This is a genomic window from Enterobacter sp. CFEC122 (assembly GCF_052983755.1).
This window is the reverse complement of the sequence record NZ_JBRIQR010000057.1, coordinates 1-20223: the sequence shown is the minus strand read 5'-3', so window position 1 is coordinate 20223 and position 20223 is coordinate 1. Positions and strand designations below refer to the sequence as shown.

Genomic DNA, 20223 nt, shown 5'->3' with positions numbered 1-20223 from the left:
TGCCCATGAGCGGTAAGCGTTATCCCGAAGAGTTTAAAACTGAAGCAGTCAAACAGGTTGTTGATCGCGGTTATTCTGTTTCCAGCGTTGCAACACGTCTCGATATCACCACCCACAGCCTTTATGCATGGATAAAGAAGTACGGTCCGGATTCTTCCACTAATAAAGAACAGTCAGATGCTCAGGCCGAGATCCGCCGTCTCCAGAAAGAGCTGAAACGGGTTACCGGTAATGCTGTCAACCTGTTGATGACTATTTTAATCTGTAGTCATTCAATCCTTGTAACATCAGGATGATCCTGGTGTCAGTGAAAATACGAAATCAACACGTTGGTATCATTACCCACCTGTGAACTGACGTCGGCATTTTGAATCTCACTTCGGCGTGCCCCCTCCGAATGGCGCAAAACATTTCGTGGTATGGCATGATAGCACCCGAAGAGAGTCAATTCAGGGTGGTAAATGTGAAACCAGTAACGCTATACGATGTCGCAGAGTATGCCGGTGTCTCTTATCAGACCGTTTCCCGCGTGGTGAACCAGGCCAGCCACGTCTCTGCGAAAACGCGGGAAAAGGTGGAAGCGGCGATGGCGCAGCTGAACTACATTCCCAACCGCGTGGCACAACAACTGGCGGGGAAACAGTCGTTGCTGATTGGCGTTGCTACCTCCAGTCTGGCCCTGCACGCGCCGTCGCAAATTGTCGCGGCGATTAAATCTCGCGCCGATCAACTGGGTGCCAGCGTGGTGGTGTCGATGGTAGAACGAAGCGGCGTCGAAGCCTGTAAAGCGGCGGTGCACAATCTTCTCGCGCAACGCGTCAGTGGGCTGATCATTAACTATCCGCTGGATGACCAGGATGCCATTGCTGTGGAAGCTGCCTGCGCTAATGTTCCGGCGTTATTTCTTGATGTCTCTGACCAGACTCCCATCAACAGTATTATTTTCTCCCATGAAGACGGTACGCGACTGGGCGTGGAGCATCTGGTCGCATTGGGTCACCAGCAAATCGCGCTGTTAGCGGGCCCATTAAGTTCTGTCTCGGCGCGTCTGCGTCTGGCGGGCTGGCATAAATATCTCACTCGCAATCAAATTCATCCGATAGCGGAACGGGAAGGCGACTGGAGTGCCATGTCCGGTTTTCAACAAACCATGCAAATGCTAAATGAGGGCATCGTTCCCACTGCGATGCTGGTTGCCAACGATCAGATGGCGCTGGGCGCAATGCGCGCCATTACCGAGTCCGGGTTGCGCGTTGGTGCGGATATCTCGGTAGTGGGATACGACGATACCGAAGACAGCTCGTGTTATATCCCGCCGTTAACCACCATCAAACAGGATTTTCGCCTGCTGGGGCAAACCAGCGTGGACCGCTTGCTGAAACTCTCTCAGGGCCAGGCGGTGAAGAGCAATCAGCTGTTGCCCGTCTCACTGGTGAAAAGAAAAACCACCCTGGCGCCCAATACGCAAACCACCTCTCCCCGCACGTTGGCAGATTCCTTAATGCAGCTGGCACGACAAGTTTCCCGACTTGAAAGCGGGCAGTGAGCGCAACGCAATTAATGTGAGTCAGCTCACTCATTAGGCACCCCAGGCTTTACACTCTATGTGTCCGGCTCGTATGTTATGCGAAAATGTGAGCGGATAACAATTCACGCAGGATACAACTATGACAATGATTACGGATTCACTGGCCGTCGTATTACAACGTCGTGACTGGGAAAACCCTGGCGTTACCCAACTTAATCGCCTTGCGGCACATCCCCCTTTCGCCAGCTGGCGTAATAGCGAAGAGGCTCGCACCGATCGCCCTTCCCAAGAGTCGCGCAGCCTGAATGGTGAATGGCGCTTTGCCTGGTTTCCGGCACCAGAAGCGGTACCAGAAAGCTGGCTGGAGCGCGATCTTCCTGACGCCGATACTGTCATCGTCCCCTCAAACTGGCAGATGCACGGTTACGATGCGCCTATCTACACCAACGTGACCTATCCCATTGCGGTCAATCCGCCGTATGTTCCCACGGAGAATCCGACGGGTTGTTACTCGCTCACATTTAATGTTGATGAAAGCTGGCTACAGGAAGGCCAGACGCGAATTATTTTTGATGGTGTTAACTCGGCGTTTCATTTGTGGTGCAACGGGCGCTGGGTCGGTTACGGACAGGACAGTCGTTTGCCGTCTGAATTTGACCTGAGCGCATTTTTACACGCCGGAGAAAACCGCCTCGCGGTGATGGTGCTGCGCTGGAGTGACGGCAGTTATCTGGAAGATCAGGATATGTGGCGGATGAGCGGCATTTTCCGTGACGTCTCGTTGCTGCATAAACCGAGCACGCAAATCAGCGATTTCCATGTAGCCACTCACTTTAATGATGATTTCAGCCGCGCTGTACTGGAGGCAGACGTTCAGATGTACGGCGAGCTGCGCGATGAGCTGCGGGTGACGGTTTCTTTGTGGCAGGGTGAAACGCAGGTCGCCAGCGGCACCGCGCCTTTCGGCGGTGAAATTATCGATGAGCGTGGTGGTTATGCCGATCACGTCACCCTACGTCTGAACGTCGAAAACCCGAAACTGTGGAGCGCCGAAATCCCGAATCTCTATCGTGCGGTGGTTGAACTGCACACCGCCGACGGCACGCTGATTGAAGCAGAAGCCTGCGATGTCGGTTTCCGCGAGGTGCGGATTGAAAATGGTCTGCTGCTGCTGAACGGCAAGCCGTTGCTGATTCGCGGCGTTAACCGTCACGAGCATCATCCTCTGCATGGTCAGGTCATGGATGAGCAGACGATGGTGCAGGATATCCTGCTGATGAAGCAGAACAACTTTAACGCCGTGCGCTGTTCGCATTATCCGAACCATCCGCTGTGGTACACGCTGTGCGACCACTACGGCCTGTATGTGGTGGATGAAGCCAACATTGAAACCCACGGCATGGTGCCAATGAATCGTCTGACCGATGATCCGCGCTGGCTACCCGCGATGAGCGAACGCGTAACGCGAATGGTGCAGCGCGATCGTAATCACCCGAGTGTGATCATCTGGTCGCTGGGGAATGAATCAGGCCACGGCGCTAATCACGACGCACTCTATCGCTGGATCAAATCTGTCGATCCTTCCCGCCCGGTACAGTATGAAGGCGGCGGAGCCGACACCTTCGCAACCGATATTATTTGCCCGATGTACGCGCGCGTGGATGAAGACCAGCCCTTCCCGGCTGTGCCGAAATGGTCCATCAAAAAATGGCTTTCGTTGCCTGGAGAGACGCGCCCGCTGATCCTTTGCGAATACGCCCACGCGATGGGTAACAGTCTTGGCGGCTTCGCTAAATACTGGCAGGCGTTTCGTCAGTACCCCCGTTTACAGGGCGGCTTCGTCTGGGACTGGGTGGATCAGTCGCTGATTAAATATGATGAAAATGGCAATCCGTGGTCGGCTTACGGCGGTGATTTTGGCGATAAGCCGAATGATCGCCAGTTCTGCATGAACGGTCTGGTCTTTGCCGACCGCACGCCGCATCCGGCGCTGACGGAAGCAAAACACCAGCAGCAGTTTTTCCAGTTCAGTTTATCCGGGCGAACCATCGAAGTGACCAGCGAATACCTGTTCCGTCATAGCGATAACGAGCTCCTGCACTGGATGGTGGCGCTGGATGGCAAGCCGCTGGCAAGCGGTGAAGTGCCTCTGGATGTCGCTCCACAAGGTAAACAGTTGATTGAACTGCCTGAACTACCGCAGCCGAAGAGCGCCGGACAACTCTGGCTAACGGTTCACGTAGTGCAACCGAACGCGACCACATGGTCAGCAGCCGGACACATCAGCGCCTGGCAGCAGTGGCGTCTGGCGGAAAACCTCAGCGTGACACTCCCCTCCGCGCCCCACGCCATCCCGCAACTGACCACCAGCGAAACGGATTTTTGCATCGAGCTGGATAATAAGCGTTGGCAATTTAACCGCCAGTCAGGCTTTCTTTCACAGATGTGGATTGGCGATAAAAAACAACTGCTGACGCCGCTGCGCGATCAGTTCACCCGCGCACCGCTGGATAACGACATTGGCGTAAGTGAAGCGACCCGCATTGACCCTAACGCCTGGGTCGAACGCTGGAAGGCGGCGGGCCATTACCAGGCCGAAGCAGCGTTGTTGCAGTGCACGGCAGATACGCTTGCCGACGCGGTGCTGATTACCACGGTCCACGCGTGGCAGCATCAGGGGAAAACCTTATTTATCAGCCGGAAAACCTACCGGATTGATGGAAGTGGTCAAATGGCGATTACCGTTGATGTTGAAGTGGCGAGCAATACGCCACATCCGGCGCGGATTGGCCTGACCTGCCAGCTGGCGCAGGTAGCAGAGCGGGTAAACTGGCTCGGATTAGGGCCGCAAGAAAACTATCCCGACCGCCTTACTGCGGCCTGTTTTGACCGCTGGGATCTGCCATTGTCAGACATGTATACCCCGTACGTCTTCCCGAGCGAAAACGGTCTGCGCTGCGGGACGCGCGAATTGAATTATGGCCCACACCAGTGGCGCGGCGACTTCCAGTTCAACATCAGCCGCTACAGTCAACAGCAACTGATGGAAACCAGCCATCGCCATCTGCTGCACGCGGAAGAAGGCACATGGCTGAATATCGACGGTTTCCATATGGGGATTGGTGGCGACGACTCCTGGAGCCCGTCAGTGTCGGCGGAATTCCACCTTAGCGCCGGTAGCTACCATTACCAGTTGCTCTGGTGTCAAAAATAATAATAACCGGGCAGGCCATGTCTGCCCGTATTTCGCGTAAGGAAATCCATTATGTACTATTTAAAAAACACAAACTTTTGGATGTTCGGTTTATTCTTTTTCTTTTACTTTTTTATCATGGGAGCCTACTTCCCGTTTTTCCCGATTTGGCTACATGACATCAACCATATCAGCAAAAGTGATACGGGTATTATTTTTGCCGCTATTTCTCTGTTCTCGCTATTATTCCAACCGCTGTTTGGTCTGCTTTCTGACAAACTCGGGCTGCGCAAATACCTGCTGTGGATTATTACCGGCATGTTAGTGATGTTTGCGCCGTTCTTTATTTTTATCTTCGGGCCACTGTTACAATACAACATTTTAGTAGGATCGATTGTTGGTGGTATTTATCTAGGCTTTTGTTTTAACGCCGGTGCGCCAGCAGTAGAGGCATTTATCGAGAAAGTCAGCCGTCGCAGTAATTTCGAATATGGTCGCGCGCGGATGTTTGGCTGTGTTGGCTGGGCGCTGTGTGCCTCGATTGTCGGCATCATGTTCACCATCAATAATCAGTTTGTTTTCTGGCTGGGTTCTGGCTGTGCATTCATCCTCGCCGTTTTACTCTTTTTCGCCAAAACGGATGCGCCCTCTTCTGCCACGGTTGCCAATGCGGTAGGTGCCAACCATTCGTCATTTAGCCTTAAGCTGGCGCTGGAACTGTTCAGACAGCCAAAACTGTGGTTTTTGTCACTGTATGTTATTGGCGTTTCCTGCACCTACGATGTTTTTGACCAACAGTTTGCTAATTTCTTTACTTCGTTCTTTGCTACCGGTGAACAGGGTACGCGGGTATTTGGCTACGTAACGACAATGGGCGAATTACTTAACGCCTCGATTATGTTTTTTGCGCCACTGATCATTAATCGCATCGGTGGGAAAAACGCCCTGCTGCTGGCTGGCACTATTATGTCAGTACGTATTATTGGCTCATCGTTCGCTACCTCAGCACTGGAAGTGGTTATTCTGAAAACGCTGCATATGTTTGAAGTACCGTTCCTGCTGGTGGGCTGCTTTAAATATATTACCAGCCAGTTTGAAGTGCGTTTTTCAGCGACGATTTATCTGGTCTGTTTCTGCTTCTTTAAGCAACTGGCGATGATTTTTATGTCTATTCTGGCGGGCAATATGTATGAAAGCATCGGTTTCCAGGGCGCTTACCTGGTGCTGGGTCTGGTGGCGCTGGGCTTCACCTTAATTTCCGTGTTCACGCTTAGCGGCCCCGGCCCACTTTCTCTGCTGCGTCGCCAGGTGAATGAAGTCGCTTAAGAAATTAATGTCGGATACGGCGCGAGCGCCTTATCCGACCAACTTATCAGGACGGAATGTTAAAAATGAACATGTCGATGACAGAAAAAATAAAAGCAGGCAAGCTATTTACCGATATGTGCGAAGGCTTACCTGAAAAAAGACTTCGTGGGAAAACATTAATGTATGAGTTCAATCACTCGCATCCATCAGAAGTTGAAAAAAGGGTAATGACTCCAACTTATTGATAGTGTTTTATGTTCAGATAATGCCCGATGACCTTGTCATGCAGCTCCACCGATTTTGAGAACGACAGTGACTTCCGTCCCAGCCTTGCCAGATGTTGTCTCAGATTCAGGTTATGTCGCTCAATGCGCTGAGTGTAACGCTTGCTGATAACGTGCAGCTTTCCCTTCAGGCGGGGTTCATACAGCGGCCAGCCATCCGTCATCCATACCACGACCTCAAAGGCCGACAGCAGGCTCAGAAGACGCTCCAGTGTGGCCAGAGTGCGTTCACCGAAGACGTGCGCCACAACCGTCCTCCGTATCCTGTCATACGCGTAAAACAGCCAGCGCTGACGTGATTTAGCACCGACGTAGCCCCACTGTTCGTCCATTTCAGCGCAGACAATCACATCACTGCCCGGTTGTATGCGCGAGGTTACCGACTGCGGCCTGAGTTTTTTAAGTGACGTAAAATCGTGTTGAGGCCAACGCCCATAATGCGGGCGGTTGCCCGGCATCCAACGCCATTCATGGCCATATCAATAATTTTCTGGTGTGTACCGGGCTGAGAGGCGGTGTAAGTGAACTGGAGCTGCCATGTTTTACGGCAGTGAGAGCAGAGATAGCGCTGATGTCCGGCAGTGCTTTTGCCGTTACGCACCACGCCTTCAGTAGCGGAGCAGGAAGGACATCTGATGGAAATGGAAGCCACCCGCACAGCGCGCTGGGATATCACTCCCCGAGGGAATACCGGCAGCGGACATCGTTAACTTAAGATACAAAAGCTGTTCGGAGATGGAGGGTCAAGATCAGGGTGACCTGCGCCATGATGTTATCCGAGCCCTGTTTCCTAATCACTACACCGGTATTTGATTACCCAGGTCAACTTCAGGCTGTTACAGGGACGGCAACCGTGTCAGCACATCCTTGAGATAGGCATACGGATCGTGCCCATTATTACGGGCCGACTGGATCAAACTCATGATCGCAGCAGCGCGCTTGAGTATGCGAACCCACGCCGAGCATTTGAGAAGGCAACGGGATGAACGCTGGCTGGATAGCCGTGGTTTTCTGGGTAGGCAGCCGAATCCATTTGTGATCGAGGTTGGCATTGAGGCTGTAGCCCAAGGCGATGTTTGCGATGGAGGCACCGGGTTCAGAACACTCCTGAATGACCTGAGCCTTGAAAGATTTGCTGTAGGTACGGCGCTGAGGGCGCATGGAAAATCCGCTTGATGGGCCATGGCCTTCGGCGGCGGTGTCGGGAAGGTGTGTTGGCCGGACGGATACTGTTGAACTACGTTGTCTGGGGCAACGGAAGTGTTTCGGCCCGACTCTGGAACGCGATCCGCAGCGACGACTGGGCAATTCCGCACGTTAGCCTGAGCAGCCTCGGGGAAATCGTCGTCTGGGCGCGCCCAGACGAGTTTCCGTCAAGGAACATGCAGACGAGCAAGGGGCTGCGGGCACTCGGCTACAACGTGAGGATCGGTGTTTGATCGAGGCGCCTGTGGTACACGCAGGCTGACGAGCCAGGCGCTGTCCATTGCCTGATCAGACCGCCCCGCTGCGCCTTGCCTGAGCAGTTGACCTGCATCAATGGGGCGGGAGAACGCTGTACATTGACTCTTGAAGGCTGTCATGGTAAGCGTAATATCTTACAAAGTATTACAAGGATTTCCTTGGCCGGAACCGCAAAGCGACGCGATTGGAGAGGGTGAGATGAAAGCGCACCTACAGGGATGAAAGCGCACCTACAGGTGATTTTCACGCTCGATGAATTGGCTGCGTACTTGAAAGTCGGCAAGCGGACGCTTTATCGGCTCGCCGCGCACGGGGAAATTCCGGCTTTCAAGGTGGGCGGGACGTGGCGGTTTCCTCAAAGTGAAATCGATCAGTGGATCAATGATCAGACCCGAGCCGCAGCAAAGAAGGAGGTGATGCGCAAGCGTGAACAGCAGAAGTCATCCGAGCAGCCCGTGTCGCCTGGGCGCACTGCCCGTCACAGCAGGCAAAGGGCTTGAGTAACTCGTTTTCCAATTTTTCTGGAGGTATGACATGGACATCGATTTCAAGAAGTTGGCTCCCTGGAACTGGTTCAAGAACGAGCAGCAAGAGCAGCAGACCGTCTCTTCCCTGCCGGTGCAGCGCAATGACCTGCCAGCGGCGAGCGGGCCAGTCAGCCCGATCCTGCAACTGCATCGGGAAATCGACCGGCTGTTCGATGACGCATTCCGGGGCTTCGGTTTTCCGGCGTTGAACATGCCGCAGTGGCCATCCGATTGGTCGGGCATGCTGAAGCCGGCCCTGGACATCCAGGAAACCGACAAGCAGTACAAGATTGCCCTGGAAGTGCCCGGTGTCGAGGAGAAGGACATCCAGATCACTCTCGACAACGACGTGCTGATGGTGCGTGGCGAGAAGCGCCAGGAACAGGAGAAGAAGGAAGGTGGCTTCCACCGTGTGGAGCGCTCCTACGGCAGCTTTCAGCGTGCCTTGAACCTGCCTGACGACGCCAACCAGGATTCGATCAAAGCATCGTTCAAGAACGGGGTGCTCACGGTCACGATCGACAAGCGCGAGGTCAGCGCGCCGAAGCAGGGACGCTCGATCCCGATCAACGGCTGACGTCGCCGGCTCGTTCGTCACAAGAAAAACCCGGCACGAGACGAGGAGTCGCGGTTCGCGATGCCTCGTCGCCTCAACCTTGTCAACCTTCTCAGGAGCATCAGCATGGCCAGAAAACAATGCCAGGTCTGCGGCCAACCCGCCACCGTGCGGGTGGAAGCCAATCTCAACGGTCGTCACAGCACCATGCTGTTGTGCGACGACCATTACCGGCAATTAGTGCGCCAGCAAAAGCGCACCGTTTCGCCGCTGGAAGCCTTGTTCGGCTCGCGCAGCGGCCTGTTCGAGGACTTCCTCGGCAGTGACTTCTTCCGCATCGGCGACGACGCGACGCCAGTTGCCGCCGATACCGATGACGTGGTCGATGCCTCGTTTGGCGAGCCCGCCGCCGCAGGTTCGGGTGCGCCGCGCCGTCGCGGCAGTGGGCTGGCCAGCCGCATCAGCGAACAGTCGGAAGCCTTGCTGCAGGAGGCCGCCAAACACGCTGCCGAATTTGGCCGCTCCGAGGTGGATACCGAACATCTGCTGCTGGCGCTGGCCGACAGCGACGTGGTCAAGACCATCCTGGGTCAGTTCAAGATCAAGGTCGATGACCTCAAGCGGCAGATCGAGTCTGAGGCCAAGCGCGGGGACAAGCCCTTCGAGGGCGAGATCGGCGTGTCGCCGCGCGTGAAGGATGCGCTCAGCCGCGCCTTCGTGGCCTCCAATGAACTCGGCCATTCTTATGTCGGTCCAGAGCATTTCCTGATCGGTCTGGCTGAGGAAGGCGAAGGGCTGGCCGCCAACCTGCTGCGCCGCTACGGCCTGACGCCGCAGGCGCTGCGCCAACAGGTCAGCAAGGTGGTCGGCAAGGGCGCCGAGGATGGCCGCGCTGAGACGCCGACCAACACGCCAGAACTCGACAAGTACTCGCGCGACCTGACCAAGATGGCGCGCGACGGCAAGCTCGACCCGGTGATCGGCCGCGCGCAGGAGATCGAAACCACCATCGAGGTGCTGGCCCGGCGCAAGAAGAACAACCCGGTGCTGATCGGCGAGCCGGGTGTGGGCAAGACCGCCATCGTCGAAGGGCTGGCGCAGCGCATGGTGGCGGGTGAAGTGCCCGAGACCTTGCGCGACAAGCGCCTGGTGGAACTCAACATCAACGCCATGGTGGCCGGCGCCAAATATCGCGGCGAGTTCGAGGAGCGCGTGCAGAAGGTGCTGAAGGAGGTGACCGAGCACCAGGGCGAGCTGATTTTGTTCATCGACGAGGTGCACACCATCGTCGGTGCCGGCCAGGGCGGTGGCGAAGGCGGGCTGGACGTGGCCAACGTGTTCAAACCGATGATGGCGCGCGGTGAACTCAACCTGATCGGCGCCACGACGCTGAACGAGTACCAGAAATACATCGAGAAGGATGCCGCACTGGAGCGGCGCTTCCAGCCGGTGACGGTACCCGAGCCGACGGTGGCCCAGGCCATCATGATTCTGCGCGGCCTGCGCGACACCTTCGAGGCGCACCACAAGGTCAGCATCTCCGAGGACGCGATCATCGCGGCGGCCGAGTTGTCCGACCGCTACATCACGGCGCGCTTCCTGCCGGACAAGGCGATCGACTTGCTCGACCAGGCGGCCGCGCGCGTGAAGCTGTCGGCCACGGCCCGGCCGGTGGCCGTGCAGGAGCTGGAGTCCGAACTGCACCAGCTGCGGCGTGAACAGGATTACGTGGCCGCGCGCAAGCAGTACGACCAGGCCGCCGAGCTCGGGAAGCGCATCGAAGCCAAGGAGGCCGAGCTCAAGAAGCTCGTCGAGGACTGGGAGCGGGAGCGGGCCTCCGGCAGTGCCGAGGTCAAGGCGGAACACGTGGCGCAGATCGTCTCGCGCCTGACCGGCATCCCGGTCAACGAGTTGACGGTGGAAGAGCGCGAAAAGCTGCTGCACTTGGAACAACGGCTGCACGAGCGCCTGGTGGGACAAGACGAGGCGGTCCGTGCCGTGGCCGATGCCGTGCGGCTGTCCCGCGCCGGCCTGCGTGAAGGCAGCAAACCGGTGGCTACCTTCCTGTTTCTGGGCCCGACCGGGGTGGGCAAGACCGAGCTCGCCAAGGCATTGGCCGAATCGATCTACGGCGATGAGCACGCCCTGTTGCGCATCGACATGTCGGAATATGGCGAACGCCATACCGTGGCGCGATTGGTGGGCGCGCCTCCGGGCTATGTCGGTTACGACGAAGGCGGTCAGCTCACCGAGAAGGTGCGGCGCAAGCCCTACAGCGTGCTGCTGCTCGACGAGATCGAGAAGGCACACCCTGACGTATACAACATCCTGCTGCAAGTGTTCGACGACGGTCGCCTCACCGACGGCAAGGGCCGGGTGGTGGATTTCACCAACACCATCATCATCGCCACGTCCAACCTGGGTTCGGACATCATCCAGCGACGGCTGAAGGCGCGCGGGGCGGCCGGCGAGGAGTACGAAAAGACCAAGGCCGGAGTCATGGACGTGCTGCGCGGCCATTTCCGGCCCGAGTTCCTCAACCGCATCGACGAGATCATCGTCTTCCATGCGCTGGGCAAGGAGGAGATCCGCCACATCGTCGGCCTGCAGCTCGATCGCGTGGCGCGCAGCGCCGCCAGCCAGGGCGTGACGCTCACTTTCGATCAGACGCTGATCGACCATTTCGCGGAAGAAGGCTACAAGCCCGAGTTCGGTGCGCGTGAACTCAAGCGCCTGATCCGCAGCGAGCTGGAAACTGCGCTGGCGCGCGAGATGCTCGGCGGCGGTATCGGCAAGGGCGATCACGCCAGCGCACGCTGGGACGACAAGGCCGAACGCGTGGTGTTCGAACGCAAAGAGCCACCGCAGACCCCGGCCGAGCCGGAGCAGCCGGATGCCGCGAAGGCGAGCGACGCATCTTGATGGCGGGCGAGGCTGCCGTGTCCGACCCCATCGGCCTGGCACTGGCATGGGCAGCCTCCCTGGCCTCGATCGCGGTGGCGGTCGTGGCCGCAGGTCACGCGGGCGTCTACAAGCGTGATGAGCAGTCGGCCACGCCGTGGGGACTGCTCATCAGCGGCGGCACTGCCCTCCCGCTCGCTGGCCATCCGTTCGCGTGACGGCGCGGCCCATCTGTTCACCTGATCCTCTGGCAACTCGACTTTCGAGGAACAAGGCCCATGGCTGGGTGACGCGGGCAGGCAACTGATAGTCGGTACTCTGTTCGACATCTCTTCTCGCAAGGAAATAGAGCAGCAGTTGCTGCGTATGGTGATCACCGACCCCTTTGCTTCACGGTTGAGGGAACATGTTCGCGCAACCGACATGGCTGCCCGGATTGGGGGGAGGAATTCGCTGTGTTGTTGGAAGCGGTATCGATAGAAGGCGCCCAAGTATGGGCGGAGCGATTTCGTCAGGACACTGCGGCGACAGCGGTGGTGTGTGGAGAGGTGTCGATCAGCTATAGCGCCAGCATGGGGGTGGCTCTCCTTGACCCCCGTTTGCACTCTGTCGAGCAGGTGATGCTGCAGGCGGACAGCGCGCTCTACCAGGCAAAAAAGACGAGGGTGCAACCAAGTTGTGGGCGCACAAGTATTTCAGAATTGAGAGGAGTGGCGATGAAGGAAAAGCAAGCAGACCCGATCAAAACATTTCGCGCCCAATGGGCAGTGATGACGTTCTACGAGCGCTTTGAACAGGTGATCGCGCTCGCGCTGTCCGCAATCATTGCCGTTATCATCGTGGTCTCGCTGCTGCAGCTGATCTCGATCGTCTTCAGCCTGCTGATCATTGATGCATTCAATCCGCTCGATCACAAGGTCTTCCAGACCGTGTTCGGCATGATCATGACGCTGCTCATTGCCATGGAGTTCAAGCATTCCATCGTGAGGGTGGCCTTGCGGCGCGACAGCATCATCCAGGTCAAGACGGTGATCCTGATCGGGCTGATCGCCCTGGCGCGTAAATTCGTAATCCTCGACCCGGAGACCGGCCCCGCCAAGGTCGCGGCGCTTGCAGGCGCGACACTGGCCCTCGGGGCGACTTACTGGCTGCTGCGCGAGCGCGATGACCGGACAGCCGGGGAAAGCTCAGATGATCAGTCGTGATCTGCGCCACGCGCAGAATGTCGGCGCGCGGCATCGCTGGCACAATCGCCTGCAAACCGTGCTGTTGGTGCTGACCCTGCTCGGAATTGCCGCCGTCGCTGGCAGCCTGCTGTTGGGTGACGGCGGGCTTTGGCTGGCGCTTGCGGCTGCGGGGTTCACCCTGCTGCTTGAACCGGCGGCCGCCTCCGGGCTGACCTTGCGGCTGTATGGCGCACGCCCCCTGCACCCGGATGAAGCGCCCGATCTTTGGGCTGTGTTGCGCGAACTGGCGGCGCGGGCCGGGCTGCCTACCGTGCCGGTACCGCACTACGTGCCCAGCGGGGTCGTCAACGCCTTCGCCACCGGTTCGAAGCATCACGCGGCCATCGCGCTGACCGACGGCCTGCTGCGTAGCCTCACGCCCCGCGAGTTGACCGGCGTGCTCGGCCACGAAATCGCGCATATTGCGAACGAGGATTTGCGTGTCATGGGCTTGGCCGATTCCATCAGCCGGCTCACCCATCTTCTGGCCTTGTTGGGGCAGCTTGCGATCGTGCTCAGCTTGCCAACGCTATTGCTTGGAGTCACGGAAGTCAATTGGCCCGCGTTGCTTCTACTTGCGGTCGCGCCACAGCTGGCCTTGCTGGCTCAGTTGGGCTTGTCCAGGGTGCGCGAATTCGACGCCGACCGGCTCGCTGCCGAATTGACCGGCGACCCGCACGGGCTGGCCTCAGCGCTCGCCAAGATCGAGCGGGTGAGCCGCTCCTGGCGCGCCTGGCTGCTGCCCGGATGGGGCAATCCGGAACCCTCCTGGTTGCGCACGCATCCAGCGACGGCTGAACGCATTGAGCGCTTGCTGGAACTTGCTCCGCCGCCCGCGATGCCGCCGTTTCCATCGGCCCGTTTCGACCCCGAAGTGACCGTATCACCACGTCCGCCACGCTGGCGCACTGGCGGCCTTTGGCGCTGATTTCAACATGGAGAATGACGTGACCTACCCGACCCCTACAGCCGCCCGGCGCCGGATCGATTCATCCGGCGCTGGCTCGTCATCACTGGCTGCATCGCCGCACTCATGCTGCTGTGGCAGTTCCTGCCCGCCATCGAAGCCTGGTTCAGTCCCCACGAAACAAATGCTTCAGCCCGGAAGAGAGGTCTCAGGCCGTCCGGGAGCTCTGTAACCGACGTGGAACCGCGCGTAAAGTTGCACAAAGCATAGGCGTCAGCGTCCCGGTCCTGTACAAATGGAAGAAAGACCTTATCAGTGACGAGGCTTATCAATCCATGCGCAAACGAAAGTCAGCCCCTCAGGATAAAAATCAGGATGCTTTACTCGGTGAAATCCAGCGTCTCAGGAAGCAGATTCATCAGCTGCAGCTCGAACGTGACATACTGACAAAGGCGAATGAACTGATAAAAAAAGATCTGGGCGTCAGCTTTCTGAAACTGAAAAACAGGGAGAAAACCCTGATAGTTGATGCCCTTAAGAAAAAGTACCCCGTTGCTGAGTTGCTAAGCGTTCTGCAACTTGCCCGCAGCTGTTATTTTTACCAAAACGTCTGTACGATAAGTATGCGGTAATACGCGTGATCATGGCCGATATCTTTGAGGAGAATTACCGCTGTTACGGCTATCGGCGCCTTCACGCGATGCTTCGCGGTAACAACAGGGTTATTTCTGAAAAGGTTGTCCGCAGACTGATGGCAGAAGAGCAGCTCGTTGTTAAGCGCACCAGGCGACGACGATACAACTCTTACTGTGGCGAAATCGGCCCGGCACCGGAAAATTTACTCGCTTGGGATTTTAGTTCCTGCAGGCCAAATGAGAAGTGGCTGACCGATATTACGGAGTTCCAGCTTCCGGCTGGAAAAGTCTATCTGTCGCCGGTTATCGACTGCTTTGATGGCCTGGTTGTAAGCTGGTCGATAGGAACACGCCCGGACGCGACGCTGGTGAATACGATGCTCGATGACGCACTCGATACGCTCAACGAACATGATAAACCAGTGATACACAGCGATCGTGGTGGCCATTACCGGTGGCCGGGCTGGCTCGAGCGTATCAACACCTCCGGACTTATAAGGTCCATGTCGCGCAAAGGATGCTCGTCGGATAATGCTGCGTGTGAAGGCTTCTTCGGGCGTATCAAAAACGAAATGTTCTATGGCAGAGACTGGGCGGGTATCACGCTGGAAAAATTTATCTGCTTCCTGGACAGGTACATACGCTGGTATAACGAGAAACGTATCAAGCTATCATTAGGTGCAATGAGTCCTGTGAAGTACCGGCAGCATCTTGGGATCACAACATAACAGTCCAGGAAAACATCCGCAGCCCCTGAGACGACAATAACGCTTTGTGCTGACAATACAGGTGCGCATAACAAAGATTATGTTAAATTCAATGGTAAAATCATTATAAATCAATATCTTAAATATCGAACAAGCCCCTTTCTTCCTCAAACCTCACTGTGGTAACTTTAAAAACAATGTCCGTTCCTGAGTTTGTGATGCCTTAAAGCCATGGTGAAGATAAAAGTTTTTGGCTTCTTCAGTCAGTGCATGAACCATAATCGCACGGACTCCAATATTCTCAGCTACACGGTAACAGCGCAGAACTGCATCATGCAGTAAATCGGCCCCGAGCCCTTGGCCACGGTATGAAACATCAACTGCCAGGCGAGCAAGTATGATTACGGGAATTGGATCTGGCATATTGCGCCTGAGGCTTCCCATTGCTTCCACGTGGTTAACGCTGCCGGTGGCCAGAGAGTAAAAACCGACAACCTGTTTAGTGTCTCTTTTACAAACGACGAACGTTCGTGCTGCACCAAGAGCTTGGTTTTTTAATCCCCTCTGTTTAAGCCAGTCATCAAGTACTGCCTCACCACTGACGAACTCTGCTAGTTGATGGGAGCTGGATAATGGTTCTGGTGCTGTTACACGTCCCACTGAGGTTTCCTTGCCAGAAGTTTATCAATAGCCGCCTCATCCGAAACCGGTGCATCGAGCATATCGATAAACTCTGCATACTGCTCATCGTTAAAATTAAATACGCGACGATCGAGGATCACATTCTCCGCAGCCTGACATGCCATTTCCAGGATGAAGTCCGTGCGTGATTTATGGAGAATCTCTGCTGCAGCATCAATAAGTGCTCTTTGAGATTCTTTAGCTCTAAGGTTGAGCTGAACATCTGATTTCATGAGTGCGCTCCTTGTATAGCGATTGCTTTACAAGCATATCATATGGATTCTGTATAGCAAAAGCTATACGGTTTTTTAAGTGCAGTGAACATACGAAAGAGTCAACTTGCAACTATTAGGTAAAGCTCTTCCTCTAAATTATTTTCCTTGCTCTGGCCTACCAAATCAAACCCAACGGCCTGAATTTACTGCGTGCGATGCTTGCTAGCAGTCTCATCCGGACAATTAGCATGAAAACTATGGATTGTTATCTGGTCTAACATCTGGAAAAGTTACTGATGAGAAGGTAGTATTCGGATCGTCAGCGATCGTCTTGTGGTGGGACAGATTGTTGATTCAGATTACTTTTGCGTCCTAACTCAAACTGACGGTTTGACTGCTTTGTGGTGAGGCAGGCGGGTGGCAAAAGATGGTTTTACGGAAGAAATGCGGACTTCCGGAAACAGACAGGGACAGGACGTGTCCAGTAAAACGTTCAGGAGCAGGTAACGGGATTTCCCGGAGCCTGAATGCACAAACCCCCCGACATCTGTCATCATCTTGGCGGAAGACACAGATATCAGGGGGTCCAAAAGCAGGCGCGTGGCCTGTGAAGGATTATAACGCATGCACCACATAACACAACACCCGGCCGCCATAAGAACAGGCCGCCGTGAATGACAATCAGATTTCTGTTCACTGGTCAGATCTACCGAAAGATGAGCTAACCCGTTTCTGCCAGGATGTCGATGCCGGCACTCAGGGTAATTTCCTCATTGCACCGGTCAAAAAACTGACCCGCCGCAAACGCGGTGAGCATTCCACAAAAGCCAAATGTGAGAACCCGGCCTGGTATCGCCCGGAGCATTATAAAAAGCTCTCCGGACAGCTCGGTCATGCCTACAATCGCCTGGTGAAAAAAGACAAAGAAACCGGGCAGGTCAGCCTGCGCATGCATGTTTCTCGTCACCCTCTCTATGTCGCCGGCCGCCGTAAGGCGGGACGTAAATATGGCTTCCGTCCGGAACGTCAGCGCCTGCTCGATGCGCTCTGGCCAGTGCTCATCAGCTTCTGTGATGCCGGCAAGCATACCGTCGGCATGTGTATCTCCCGTCTTGCAAAAGAACTCAGTGCAAAGGACGCAAAAGGCAATGTCATTCCTGAAACGGAGGTGACGGTGTCACGCCTTTCACGGCTTATTGAGGAACAGGTACGGTTTGGCGTTCTGGGCCTCGCAGAAGAACGCGCCTGGGATCGTGAATCCCGCACCTGGTTGCCAACGTATGTCTATATAACCCCCGTGGGATTCCAGATGCTGGGCGTCGATATGGACAAGCTGTTTAAAGAGCAGGAGAAGAAGCTCCGTCAGAGCGCCGAGCGTGAGCAGCTGATCCGGGAAGGAGTGATGAGCGAACATGATGATGTTCAGGCCCACTCTGCGCGGAAATGCTGGTCTGGCCGTAAGCGTCGGGAGGCACTCGTTTACCGCCGCAAAAAAGGCGCGGAGCGTAAACGTGCCAACAATCTGATTAAGCTGCCGGCAGATGAACGACTCCATGCAATGTCTGAATGGATTTACCGCACCCTCCCGCCTGACGAAGCGTACTGGTGCACATCTGAGCGCCTGAAGGCTCTGGCCATCCAGCATCTTTACCAGCTGGATCTGGCGCTTTCTCCCCCGGACTAGTCACAGACGACACAACAGTCTTCTTGTTTACGGGCCCCTCACCGGGGCTTTTCGTGCTGGTTTTTTTCGGCCACTCTGCTCATTTTTCAACCTTCACTCCGTTCTCCTTCCGGTCACCATGACGTTCTGCTTGTCGTTATGGCCCCCAGTGGCCACTGTCTCTTTTTTTTACACAGAAATCCGCAAACGAATAAGTGAAGTAACCCGGAAACGAATAAAAGACATTCCGCAAAACAGTCTTACTTCACCGTTTTTATCTCTCTGTTCATTTCATTCCAGAGTAGATCTTTGTCTGCAGTCACTCTGTGGATAACGAAAAATGCCTTCGCATGCAGCGGCCTCACGGCCTCGCGCTCAGAACAAAATCAAAAGTACCTCCCGTCGCAAGCGCCGGGCACCTTTCTGGCCAGAACCAGGCACCGCATACATACCTAACCCCTGCTAAACCGACGCCGCCCCGGCCCAAAGGGCCGGAACACCCTCGCTTTAAAAGGGATGTTGTAACTAGAATTCTGAATCGCTGTCAGTAAGTCGCTGAGGCTTTTGAGTACACGCCCGTAAGCGGCCCTCACGGCCCGCTAACGCGGAGATACGCCCCGACTACGGCTACGCCTTGTCGTGACCACTCCGACGGCGCAAACCGGCAACCAGAGTGGCTTTCAGGGGATTTGGCTTTGCAGGGAATGGGATGGGCAAGGCAGAAACTATCAATCCGTAACGGCTGAAGCCGGTCACGACGCCCCTCACCGGCTGCGTTCCGCGTGACTTCAGCTGGCGTCTCCATGCCGCTGCACGGCATAATGACCATCCGCCGTAATATTGAACAGATTCGCAGTGGAGAAATCAGGATGGACTATTCAGAAGCGTTCCTGCGCCAGCATGAAGAAATGTGCCAGGTCGTGGGCAGTATCGTTTTTTCGCTCGTGGAGGCCGGACACGACTCCACAAGCAAAAATATCATCACCGTGCTGCGCAATGAGCTGGCCGAAAGTAACGGGAAATGGGAGCCGGACCAGGTCCTTTATCTTCAGCTGGCCATTGATTTACTGGAGCGGGGGCGAGGGGTTCCCGGGGTGCGCTGACGCCCCGAAACTGTGGCTCTCTCACCAGAGGTGCAACAGGAGGAGGAGCACCAGAAGATGGCCGATATAGGCAATGTAGAAGAAATGTCGTGGCATGAAGCGCGGGCAGCCTTCCGGACACAGATGAATGCTCAGGGACAGGGCCATCAGGGGAAATACGAGTGTGGGAAGAGTGGCGAACAACAGCGTGTCTGCTGGCAGACTCAGCAGGTGCGATAATCCGTTCAGGCAACACAGCGCCAGGACGGACACGATAATTCCCGTGAGCTGCACGCCAGGTTTTTGTCCACCGGTGGTGATTACCATGCCGATGGCCAGCGCAACACCCGTCAGACCGTAACTGGCCGGACTCAGCGGCCAGATCATGATGGCCAGCAGCAGAGCACCGGCAAGACTTCCCTTTCTGCCGAACCGGTACTGCAGGGCGAGCAGCTGCGTGACGCCGGCGAACACGAAGAGAATGTTCAGAGCCCACCACGGCTGATGGCCGGCAAAGACCAGGCTGAAGACGGGCTGGGTGATGATGGCCCATATCCACTGACGGTTTGCTCTCACCTGAAGACGTTCTGGTGCGCGCCGCACGTTCATCGCCCAGATAAGCGTGAACAGGGGGAATGCCATCCGGCCAAGCGCATACATCACCGGCTGAGCTGGGGTCATAAACACCGTATTGATGTGGTCGATCAGCATGGCCAGGAGCGCCAGAAGCTTGACCATATCCAGGGCGGCCGGACTGAGCTGGCCGGGTGTCTGAAGGGGGTGAAGAAGGCCGGGAACGGACTGATTCATTCGGTATACTCTCCTGGCGGCACGCATTCAACAGCCAGCGCTGGACATCATGCCAGAACGCCCTGCCCGTCAGCGATGTCACCGTGACCTTTATTTTTTCCAGAATCTTACGCGCGGCAAACTCTGATTTATCGCGCAGAACGCGCATGGCGCCTGCCACATCCTTATTCTGAATACAAAGACTTAAAATATGAAAATCGTACATACCACCCTCATTACAATAATATTATTATCGGCAGCAGACGCAATATATTCAGATTAAGGTGCGTTGTTCTTTGTTAAATTTTATTTCATAAGTAATTATATGTTATCTGACATTGACCTCCCTGCCTGTCAGTTAACCGGTATTCCGGCCAGTTCACACAGCCAGTCCATATCCCTGTCCAGGTTTTCAGTTGATATGCCGAACTGGGATGCAAGTGCTCTCCAGTGGAGGATAATTCCCCTGAGTATGCCCAGCTCATTTTCGCTGAGCTGGACCCTGCCCTGAATTCCTGTGATGGTTTCTATACTCATTGCTGTGATGTTCATCAGGT

General features: G+C 55.8%; 19 protein-coding genes and 5 pseudogenes. 16 read left to right on the top strand and 8 right to left on the bottom strand.

All coding sequences use genetic code 11. The features are described 5' to 3' along the window. Nucleotides 1-5: 5 nt before the first annotated feature. The 5 genes and pseudogenes from ACVCAM_RS24415 to ACVCAM_RS24395 all read left to right on the top strand — a co-directional run. Nucleotides 6-227 (top strand): annotated as a pseudogene (locus ACVCAM_RS24415) (transposase); the annotation flags it as partial. Nucleotides 228-463: 236 nt separating this feature from the next. Beyond that, entirely contained in the window at nt 464-1546 is a 1083-nt protein-coding gene (gene lacI / locus ACVCAM_RS24410; protein WP_007851507.1) for a DNA-binding transcriptional repressor LacI, read from the top strand. Between the two features lie 121 nt (nt 1547-1667). Then, nucleotides 1668-4742, top strand: a complete 3075-nt coding sequence (gene lacZ, locus ACVCAM_RS24405; RefSeq protein ID WP_015386474.1) for a beta-galactosidase — start codon at nt 1668-1670, stop codon at nt 4740-4742. 51 nt (nt 4743-4793) lie between these two features. Then, on the top strand, nt 4794-6047 hold the full coding sequence (lacY, locus tag ACVCAM_RS24400) for a lactose permease (RefSeq protein WP_447093716.1): 1254 nt from the start codon (nt 4794-4796) through the stop codon (nt 6045-6047). Between the two features lie 65 nt (nt 6048-6112). Further along, a pseudogene (locus tag ACVCAM_RS24395) lies at nt 6113-6253 on the top strand (maltose acetyltransferase domain-containing protein); the annotation flags it as partial. A gap of 14 nt (nt 6254-6267) precedes the next feature. Here ACVCAM_RS24395 and ACVCAM_RS24390 read toward each other — a convergent pair. From ACVCAM_RS24390 to ACVCAM_RS24380, 3 genes and pseudogenes are all read right to left on the bottom strand, one after another. Beyond that, a protein-coding gene (locus ACVCAM_RS24390) for an IS1 family transposase (protein WP_256867361.1) occupies nt 6268-6965 on the bottom strand; the annotation gives its coding sequence in 2 pieces (ribosomal slippage) (nt 6268-6716 and nt 6716-6965; 699 coding nt in all). A 184-nt stretch (nt 6966-7149) separates the two neighbouring features. Then, nucleotides 7150-7254 (bottom strand): annotated as a pseudogene (locus ACVCAM_RS24385) (transposase domain-containing protein); the annotation flags it as partial. Further along, the gene (locus ACVCAM_RS24380) at nt 7211-7474 is read right to left on the bottom strand and encodes a transposase (RefSeq protein WP_004118209.1); all 264 of its coding nucleotides are present in this window, start codon (nt 7472-7474) and stop codon (nt 7211-7213) included. The gene ACVCAM_RS24380 and the pseudogene ACVCAM_RS24385, both read right to left, overlap by 44 nt. A 14-nt stretch (nt 7475-7488) precedes the next feature. On the opposite strand from ACVCAM_RS24380, the gene ACVCAM_RS24375 reads away from it, so the two are divergent. The 8 genes and pseudogenes from ACVCAM_RS24375 (at nt 7489) to ACVCAM_RS24340 (ending at nt 13915) form a co-directional block, all read left to right on the top strand. Next, nucleotides 7489-7752, top strand: a complete 264-nt coding sequence (locus ACVCAM_RS24375; protein WP_015386469.1) for a hypothetical protein — start codon at nt 7489-7491, stop codon at nt 7750-7752. Nucleotides 7753-7995: 243 nt separating this feature from the next. Next, complete coding sequence (locus tag ACVCAM_RS24370) at nt 7996-8277, top strand: helix-turn-helix domain-containing protein (RefSeq protein WP_004152118.1); 282 nt, start codon at nt 7996-7998, stop codon at nt 8275-8277. A gap of 34 nt (nt 8278-8311) precedes the next feature. After that, nucleotides 8312-8881, top strand: coding sequence for a small heat shock protein sHSP20 (gene hsp20, locus ACVCAM_RS24365; RefSeq protein WP_004152117.1), 570 nt, complete (start codon nt 8312-8314; stop codon nt 8879-8881). 105 nt (nt 8882-8986) lie between these two features. Further along, nucleotides 8987-11782: a heat shock survival AAA family ATPase ClpK gene (gene clpK / locus ACVCAM_RS24360; protein WP_004152116.1), complete on the top strand. Its 2796-nt coding sequence runs from the start codon at nt 8987-8989 to the stop codon at nt 11780-11782. Beyond that, nucleotides 11782-11979 (top strand): hypothetical protein, encoded by a 198-nt coding sequence (locus ACVCAM_RS24355; RefSeq protein WP_004152115.1) that lies wholly within the window; start codon nt 11782-11784, stop codon nt 11977-11979. Before clpK ends, ACVCAM_RS24355 begins: the two co-directional genes overlap by 1 nt. 237 nt (nt 11980-12216) lie before the next feature. Next, a pseudogene (locus ACVCAM_RS24350) lies at nt 12217-12363 on the top strand (phosphate-starvation-inducible PsiE family protein); the annotation flags it as partial. Nucleotides 12364-12477: 114 nt separating this feature from the next. Continuing rightward, nucleotides 12478-12966, top strand: coding sequence for a phosphate-starvation-inducible PsiE family protein (locus ACVCAM_RS24345; protein WP_004152114.1), 489 nt, complete (start codon nt 12478-12480; stop codon nt 12964-12966). Then, complete coding sequence (locus tag ACVCAM_RS24340) at nt 12953-13915, top strand: zinc metalloprotease HtpX (protein ID WP_004152113.1); 963 nt, start codon at nt 12953-12955, stop codon at nt 13913-13915. Before ACVCAM_RS24345 ends, ACVCAM_RS24340 begins: the two co-directional genes overlap by 14 nt. A 24-nt stretch (nt 13916-13939) precedes the next feature. Here the strand turns inward: ACVCAM_RS24340 and ACVCAM_RS24335 are convergent, their stop codons facing one another. Then, entirely contained in the window at nt 13940-14071 is a 132-nt protein-coding gene (locus ACVCAM_RS24335; RefSeq protein WP_256025477.1) for a hypothetical protein, read from the bottom strand. A gap of 11 nt (nt 14072-14082) precedes the next feature. On the opposite strand from ACVCAM_RS24335, the pseudogene ACVCAM_RS24330 reads away from it, so the two are divergent. Continuing rightward, nucleotides 14083-15257: pseudogene (locus ACVCAM_RS24330) on the top strand (IS3 family transposase); the annotation flags it as partial. Between the two features lie 153 nt (nt 15258-15410). Here ACVCAM_RS24330 and ACVCAM_RS24325 read toward each other — a convergent pair. After that, nucleotides 15411-15896 (bottom strand): GNAT family N-acetyltransferase, encoded by a 486-nt coding sequence (locus ACVCAM_RS24325; protein WP_013087269.1) that lies wholly within the window; start codon nt 15894-15896, stop codon nt 15411-15413. Then, nucleotides 15884-16150: a type II toxin-antitoxin system TacA family antitoxin gene (locus ACVCAM_RS24320; protein ID WP_007869691.1), complete on the bottom strand. Its 267-nt coding sequence runs from the start codon at nt 16148-16150 to the stop codon at nt 15884-15886. The genes ACVCAM_RS24325 and ACVCAM_RS24320 overlap by 13 nt, the downstream gene beginning before the upstream one ends. Nucleotides 16151-16802: 652 nt before the next feature. Between ACVCAM_RS24320 and repA the strand changes: the two genes are divergently transcribed. Together repA and ACVCAM_RS24310 are read left to right on the top strand one after the other, a co-directional pair. Next, a complete protein-coding gene (gene repA / locus ACVCAM_RS24315) occupies nt 16803-17816 on the top strand; it encodes a plasmid replication initiator RepA (RefSeq protein ID WP_032670853.1) in 1014 nt (337 codons plus the stop codon). 782 nt (nt 17817-18598) lie between these two features. Continuing rightward, a complete protein-coding gene (locus ACVCAM_RS24310) occupies nt 18599-18898 on the top strand; it encodes a DUF2767 family protein (RefSeq protein ID WP_226840878.1) in 300 nt (99 codons plus the stop codon). Nucleotides 18899-18919: 21 nt separating this feature from the next. On the opposite strand, the gene ACVCAM_RS24305 is transcribed toward ACVCAM_RS24310, so the two are convergent. Together ACVCAM_RS24305 and ACVCAM_RS24300 are read right to left on the bottom strand one after the other, a co-directional pair. Further along, nucleotides 18920-19687 carry a TraX family protein gene (locus tag ACVCAM_RS24305; protein ID WP_008502221.1) on the bottom strand — a complete coding sequence of 256 codons (768 nt, stop codon included), beginning with the start codon at nt 19685-19687 and terminating at the stop codon, nt 18920-18922. A 333-nt stretch (nt 19688-20020) separates the two neighbouring features. Beyond that, nucleotides 20021-20223: hypothetical protein (locus ACVCAM_RS24300; RefSeq protein ID WP_447093715.1), on the bottom strand; the 203-nt coding region annotated here is incomplete at its 5' end.